The organism is Pseudonocardia nigra (genome assembly GCF_019396355.1).
Lineage (GTDB): Bacteria > Actinomycetota > Actinomycetes > Mycobacteriales > Pseudonocardiaceae > Pseudonocardia > Pseudonocardia nigra.
On the sequence record NZ_JAHKRK010000313.1, the window covers coordinates 1 to 6,628 of the forward strand.

The 6,628-nt window shown below is 69.4% G+C and carries 5 protein-coding genes, 1 pseudogene and 1 other annotated feature; of the genes and pseudogenes, 3 read left to right on the top strand and 3 right to left on the bottom strand.

The features are described from left to right. Positions 1-204: 204 nt before the first annotated feature. Positions 205-1,218: pseudogene (locus KME75_RS47500) on the top strand (IS701 family transposase). A gap of 215 nt (positions 1,219-1,433) precedes the next feature. Here KME75_RS47500 and KME75_RS38820 read toward each other — a convergent pair. From KME75_RS38820 to KME75_RS38830, 3 genes are read right to left on the bottom strand one after another with little or no spacing between them, the layout of a single operon-like run. Further along, the gene (locus KME75_RS38820) at positions 1,434-2,027 is read right to left on the bottom strand and encodes a DUF3156 family protein (protein ID WP_219419930.1); all 594 of its coding nucleotides are present in this window, start codon (positions 2,025-2,027) and stop codon (positions 1,434-1,436) included. Beyond that, entirely contained in the window at positions 2,024-3,478 is a 1,455-nt protein-coding gene (locus KME75_RS38825; RefSeq protein WP_219419931.1) for an APC family permease, read from the bottom strand. The genes KME75_RS38820 and KME75_RS38825 overlap by 4 nt, the downstream gene beginning before the upstream one ends. A gap of 22 nt (positions 3,479-3,500) precedes the next feature. Further along, complete coding sequence (locus tag KME75_RS38830) at positions 3,501-5,423, bottom strand: primary-amine oxidase (protein WP_219419932.1); 1,923 nt, start codon at positions 5,421-5,423, stop codon at positions 3,501-3,503. Between the two features lie 296 nt (positions 5,424-5,719). On the opposite strand from KME75_RS38830, the gene KME75_RS38835 reads away from it, so the two are divergent. Further along, positions 5,720-6,046: a transposase gene (locus KME75_RS38835; protein ID WP_219419933.1), complete on the top strand. Its 327-nt coding sequence runs from the start codon at positions 5,720-5,722 to the stop codon at positions 6,044-6,046. After that, positions 6,002-6,132: a sequence feature (AL1L pseudoknot), on the top strand. (Overlaps the previous gene by 45 nt.) Next, a complete protein-coding gene (locus KME75_RS38840) occupies positions 6,043-6,558 on the top strand; it encodes an IS3 family transposase (RefSeq protein WP_219419934.1) in 516 nt (171 codons plus the stop codon). Its footprint overlaps the feature before it by 90 nt. The genes KME75_RS38835 and KME75_RS38840 overlap by 4 nt, the downstream gene beginning before the upstream one ends. The last annotated feature ends 70 nt before the right edge of the window (positions 6,559-6,628 follow it).

Consider the following 6,628-nt stretch of genomic DNA (forward strand, 5'->3'; position numbering starts at 1 on the left):
CCCGAAGCCCGCACCCAGGAACGCAGCGTCGACTTGTCTTTGCCCCGGACCTCCAGGCGAGCAGCAGTCGGCATGCGGCATTGTCTCAACCAGCCATCGTAAAGTCACTTACGACACGCAACACTAGTAGTACTTTGTTACGTGTGTCGCTCCCGCTGATCCGGCTCGTCGTGTATCTTGTTCTGAGCTGTGACGCCGGAGGAGATGGACCAGGTCAGGCCTCGGCTGGAGGCGTTCGCGGCCGAGATGCTGGGCGGGCTGGCGCGGTCGGATCAGCGGGCCAAGAGCGAGCTGTATCTGCGCGGGCTGCTGCTGGACGGTAAGCGCAAGTCGATGCAGCCGATGGCGGCACGGCTCGGTGTTGGACCATCAGCAGTTGCAGCAGTTCGTCACGTCGTCGACGTGGGATCACGTCCAGGTCCGTCAACGCCTCGCTCGGTGGGCCGATGGGTTCATCGAGCCCGAGGCCTACGTGATCGACGACAGCGGCTTCCCCAAAGACGGTGCCGATTCGCCCGGGGTGGCGCGCATGCACTCCGGGACGCTGGGAAAGGTCGGAAACTGTCAGATCGGGGTCAGCGTGCACGCGGTGACCGACTGGGCCTCGGCGACGATCGACTGGCAGCTGTTCCTGCCGAAATCGTGGGACGAGGCCACGGTCACGGATGCAGAGATCGCCGCTGAGATCGTTCGGCGCCGTGCTCGGTGCAAGATCCCCGACCACGTCCGCCATCGGGAGAAATGGCGCCTGGGGCTGGACATGCTCGACCGGATCCTCGGCGCGGAACCGGACGAGGGCTGGGGCCTGCCCGCTGGCGACACGGCTCGGCCAAGAATGCGCGCAACCCCACCGCCGCGATGCGCTCCCGCTTCCTCGCGCTGCGGGTCCGCCCGGCCAACCGCGACATTCCCCGCAACCCCGACGGGACTCTTCCCGAATGCTGGCTGCTCGCTGAATGGCCACCCGGCAAGGCCGAACCCACCGACTACTGGCTGTCCAACCTGCCGCCCGACACCCCGCTGCGCGACCTGGTCCGCCTGGCCAAGATCCGCTGGCGCATCGAGCACGACTACCGAGAACTCAAAGACGGCCTCGGCCTGGACCATTTCGAGGGCCGCAGCTACATCGGCTGGCACCGCCACGTCACCCTCACCTCGCTCGCCCAGGCGTTCTGCACCCAATTGCGCTACGACCCAAAAGCCCCTGCGCCGGCCTGACCCTCTACGCCGTACTCCGCGAACTCCAGACCCTGCTCGGCATCTGGACCGGCGCCTGCCGCACCTGCCTGCAACCCGTCCCGACGCGACGACCCCACTCACCTAACTCGACCTAACAAAGCCCTACTAGCCATCGTTCGCGTTCCTTTGCTCGCCGAATGACAGCGTGGCGAGCAACGCGCTCGTTCGTTTCTTCGAGTGATCGGCCATGCGGGCTATGGCCCGCTGAGCAGCCGGGTGAGCAGCGCCAACTGTGCGTCCGCCTCGCCGGGCCGGATCGGGACGGTGTAAGGGGGTAGCGGCGGGAAGTACAGTGCGGTGATGGTTCCGGGCAGGGACTGGAGCTGCACGATCCGCCCGCGGACGCCCTCCTCGAGCCGGATCTCCTTCAGCTCGGCCTGCGCGATCAGCTGCCGGATCCGGACGTCGGAGTTGAGCGCCTCCGCCCACTTCCGGGCCTTCTCGCTCCTGGTCCTGGCGAGGAAGCGGCCGTTGCGGCCGAAGCGGTAGGCGAGGACGGCCGCGGACCCGTGGGCCGCCTCGTGCTTGCCTGTCCACAGGGTGTCGATGAGAGCGCCGAAGATCCGGAAGTTGTGCGCGAAGCCCACCTCGATCGTGGTGGCCGGTCCGGACCGGCTGCGGGCGTAGCGGTGGCGCGCGTCGACGACGGGATCCAGCCCGGCCCGGCGCATGGCGGCGACCGGCTCGCCGAGGATCGTGGCTCGGCGACCCTCGTAGAGCAGCGAAACGCGGTGGCGCAGCGACAGCGGCAGCGGCCGCTGCTGTCGCGCTGCTCGCTTACTCGTCATCGCCTCCCCGGTCCGGTGGGTCCCACCTCGCGCGGCGGCTGTCCCTCCGAGTCCGGGACCGGGCCCCGCCCCCAGCGGGCGAGTGCGTAGGAGACCAGCGCGGCGAGCAGCGCGCCGCCGAAGATGTACAGCGACGGGAGACCGTAGGTGGCGTGCGCGCCCTGGAAGGCGTAGTAGAGCGCGAACGCGGTCCCGGCCGCACCGATGATCGGCACGATGAGAGGGAGCCGGAACGGCCGCTCGACATCCGGATTGGTGAACCGGGAGACGATGACCAGGAGGTGCCAGAGGATGTAGATGATCACCCAGGCATAGGAGGCGGCGAAGATCAGCGCGACCACGTCGTTGAAGAAGATCGCCACGACGCAGTACACCGCCGCGGTGAAGAAGATCGCCACCCAGGGCGTCCGGAATCGGGGGTGCAGATAGCCGAACGCCCGCGACAGCGGACCGAAGAAGTAACCGTCGCGGGCGATCCCGTACAGGATCCGCGGCATCGCGGCGAGCACGATGACCATGGACGTGTATGTGGCGGCGGCGGTGGTGAGTGCCATGAGGCCGCGACCCCAACCGCCGAACATGGCCTCCCCGACCACCAGCTGCGGGCAGCTCCCGTCGCAGCCGGCCGGTCCCAGCGCGGCGTCGGCCCACTCCCCGATGGGCCGGGTGCCGCCGACGCCGGTCCCCATGAACGCGGAGGTGGCGAGGATGGCCAACAAGCCCAGGACGATCCCGACCGGCATGTTGCGCCGGGGGTTGCGGGTCTCCTCGGCCAGCGGCGCAACGAACTCGATGCCGACGAAGCTCCAGTACGCCAACGCCATCGCTCCCGCGATCGCCGACCACTCGAAGACGCCGATCTCGGAGGTCCAGGCGCTCGCCGACCACGCGCCGGTGTCGGAGAAGCCAGCCCATCCGGCGAGGCCGAAGAACCACCGAACGCACAACATCGCGACGAGGACGACCGCCTCGATGATCGCCATCGTGCGCACGTGCCCGAGGTTGGGCAGCGTGGCGAGCACCACTATCGCGATGATCCACGGCGTGAGGCTCCCGGTGGCGTTGAAGACCGCCTGCAGCCCGAACGAGCCGGCGGCGACCTCCAGCGCGCCCACGATGCCGAACATCGCGTAGAACGCGAAGGCCAGGAAGAGCCCGACGACCGCTGAGCTGCCGCCCCACGGAACGGCCCGCGAGCCGTACTCGTACAGGGCGCCGGCCTTCGGGTACGTGCTGGACAGCTCCGCGCAGGACAGGCCGAGCAGCAGGTTGATCACGAACGCGATCAACAGCGCGACGAGGAACGCCAGGCCGACCGTGAAGTAGCCCACGAAGTCGCTGACCAGGGTGCTGGCCGCCACGACCAGACCCACCCCGGCCACGAAGATTGACCACGTGCCCAAGGTCTTCTCCAGCCGGCCCTGCTCGGCGCCGGCAGCTCGCTCACTCATCATGGCCTCCCCGGCCCGTCGGTCACCCGCAGTGCCCGTTGCTCGGGCGCGGCACGTCCAGCGCCGGGTTGCGGTCGAAGAAGCCGTTGGGCTGTAGCGAGAACCCGACGTACTGCACCGGCATCACCGGCCAGTCCTCCAGCCGCGCGGCGTGGTGCGAGCCGAACGTGTACCAGACGACCACGTCGGTGTCGGCGACCGGCCGGTCCGCCGCCGTCCAGGCGGGCAGCCCGTCGCCGCCCTGGTGCTGGTTCGGGTAGTCGCCCGCCGCGTGCATCTCCCGCTCCTCGTGCGGGGTGACCCACAGGTGGTGGTTCATGAACCCGGCCCGGGTCGCCACGCTCGCCTCCGGCCGCACGAACGGCACCACCGTGCCGTGCGGCTTGAGCACGTAGCCCGTCGGCTCGCCGACGGCGTTGCGCGCGTTCGGGTTCACCACCTTCCAGTAGCGGGCGCGGTCCAGGCTCACCCGCCGCTGGGCCGCGAGCTCGGTGCCGAGCAGCGTCGCGTGGGTGCGGAAGCCGTTGCCGATCGGGTTGTCCGGGCCCGCCGGGTCGGTCTCGGTGTCGACCTCGTAGACGGAGTTCGCGACCCCGTCGACGTCGAAGTCCAGCCGCATGTTGAACACGTGCTGGTGGATCGGGGCGTACAGACCGTCGGTGTTGAGCAGCTGGCCGTGCGTGGGCGTGGTGCCGGGCGGCACCGCGCCGGTGGACATGATCCCGGTCAGCTTGACCTCGAACTCGATGTTGCCGTCCTGGTAGAGGTACCAGAAGAAGCCGTACTCGTAGTTGCCGACGGTGGCGACGAACGAGACCACGAGCCGCCGCGACCGCCGCACCTCGGTCTTCTCGGTGCGGAAGTCGGTGTGCTTCCACAGCAGCCCGAAGTCCTCCTCGTGCATGCACACCGCGTTCGGGATGACGAGCGGGTTGCCGTCGCCGTCGGCGAGCACGCCGTCGAAGTAGTGAATCTCGCCGAGGCAGTCGCAGCCCAGCTCGAGCGGGTTGGCCAGCGTGCCGATGTTGTACTCGCCCGCGTCGAACGCGTTCTTGCGGCGGTGCGTGGGCGCCGGGTCGCCGTAGGGCACCACCATCTCCGACAGCGACGCCCGGTACAGCACCGACCGCTCGCGCTCGCCGTCGGCGTAGCGGACGGTGTGCAGCACCACGCCCTCGCGCGGGGTGAACCCGACCCGGAACCGCCACTTCTGCCAGCGCACCTCGTGCCCGTCGACGGTGAACGAGGTGCCCTCGGGCTGGGTGATCGACACTGGCTTCAGGTCGGTGCGCGGCGCGACCACGTCCGGGGTGTAGTTGCCCGGCTCCTGCGGCACCGGCACCACGCCGTGATCCTCGATCTTCGCAACCCGCTTCTCGTTGGTGTCGACGTAGACCACCAGGTTCTCGACGGGGTGCGCGTAGCCGTTGTCGTCCGGGCCGCCGATCTTCACCCAGACCAGGGCGCGCAGCAGGCGGCCCTCCTCCTCGTCGCCGTAGTGCCCGGCCGACCACGGGTCGACCATGACGCCGTCGAACTCGGTGATGCCGCGCAGCCGCAGCGCCTCCTGCACCCCGGCGTCGGCCTTCACGATCTCCTCGCACTCGAAGAACTCCTCGAGCAGCACCTGCGGCTGCACCCCGGGCACGTGCTCCCAACGCGTCACGGCGCGATCGGTCAGCGAGACGACCGCCTCGTACGTGCGGCCGTCGGCCTTGTCCAGCACCACGGCGGCCGCCTCCCGGGCGATCGGGGCGCCGTCGGCCTCGAACGCGAGCACCGCATCCTTCGACGGCTCGCGCAGCACGATCGAGACGAAGCGGCTCCGCTCGCCGACGTGTCCGGCATCGCGCAACAGCCCGGCGGCTGCGCCGATCTCGTCGCCGGACAGCGGCTCCAGCGGGTGAGCGAGCGCGGTGGTGAAACGCGACTGGGTGGCGGTCATGCGTCCCACCCTGACAACCGAAGGTGAACCAAACAAGACCTCGCACTTGGTCAGACTTCTGTTGCCGATCACGGCCGGGTGGTCACTGCTCGCCTCGAACTCGATCTAGTACGGCAGCCGCACTTTGATCTTGTCATGTTGTTGCTGCTTGTCGGCGGAGCCGGGCGCGGTGATGGAACCATTTCGCGCGGGCTTGGTGGCGTCGTCGCCACCAGGACCAGTGCAGGTGGCGGGCTTCGGGCAACTGAACCGCCCCGGGTTTCGTGGAGGCGCTGATCCCACGGGAGAGTGGAACAGTGCCTGCACCACGGAAGTACCCCGACGAGCTGCGTGAGCGTGCGCTGCGGCTGGTCGAGGAGGCCATGACAGTGGACCCGCAGCTGTCGCTGAACGCGGTGGTGCATCGGATTGGGCAGCGGGTCGGGATTGTGCCGGACACGCTGCGCGGCTGGGCCAAGCAACGCCGGGTCGACACCGGGAAGGTGCCCGGCACGACCAGCGACGATGCGAAGAAGATCAAGGCCTTGGAGGCTGAGGTCCGCGAACTCAAGCGGGCCAACGAGATCCTGCTGGCGGCCAGCTCGTTCTTCGCGCGGGAGCTCGACCCGCGACTGCCCTGGTGACCAGGTTCATTGACGATCACCGTGGCCGGTTTGGGGTCGAGCCGATCTGCCGGGTGCTCACCGAGCACGGCGTGCCGATCGCCCCGTTCGGCTATTGCGCCGCCCGTGTCCGGCCGCCCTCGGCGCGGGCGGTGCGCGACGAGCGGGTGCTGACCGAGATCCGCCGGGTCTTCCACGACCGCCAGCTCGGCAGGGGCCTCTACGGCGCCCGGAAGGTGTGGCACCAGCTGCGCCGCGAAGGCGGCGTCGACGCAGAACCGGTGCCACGCTGCCAGGTCGAACGGCTCATGCGCGGCGACGGGCTACGCGGCGCGGTCCGTGGCCGCCCGACGATCACCACCCGACCGGACCGAGCGGCGGCCCGGCCGCCGGACCTGGTGCAGCGCACGTTCACTGCGCAGCGGCCTAACCAGCTGTGGGTCGTGGACTTCGAGCGCCACGAGGCGCTGCTGAACCGAGTGGAGGTGGGAGACCGTGCGCCACGAGGCGCTGTGACCCGTGTGCGGGTGTGAGTCCCGCGCCGCCGCTCCGTCGCAGAGGAGCGGTCGAAGCTGGGGGCAGCCGGGTCCGGTGAGACGACCG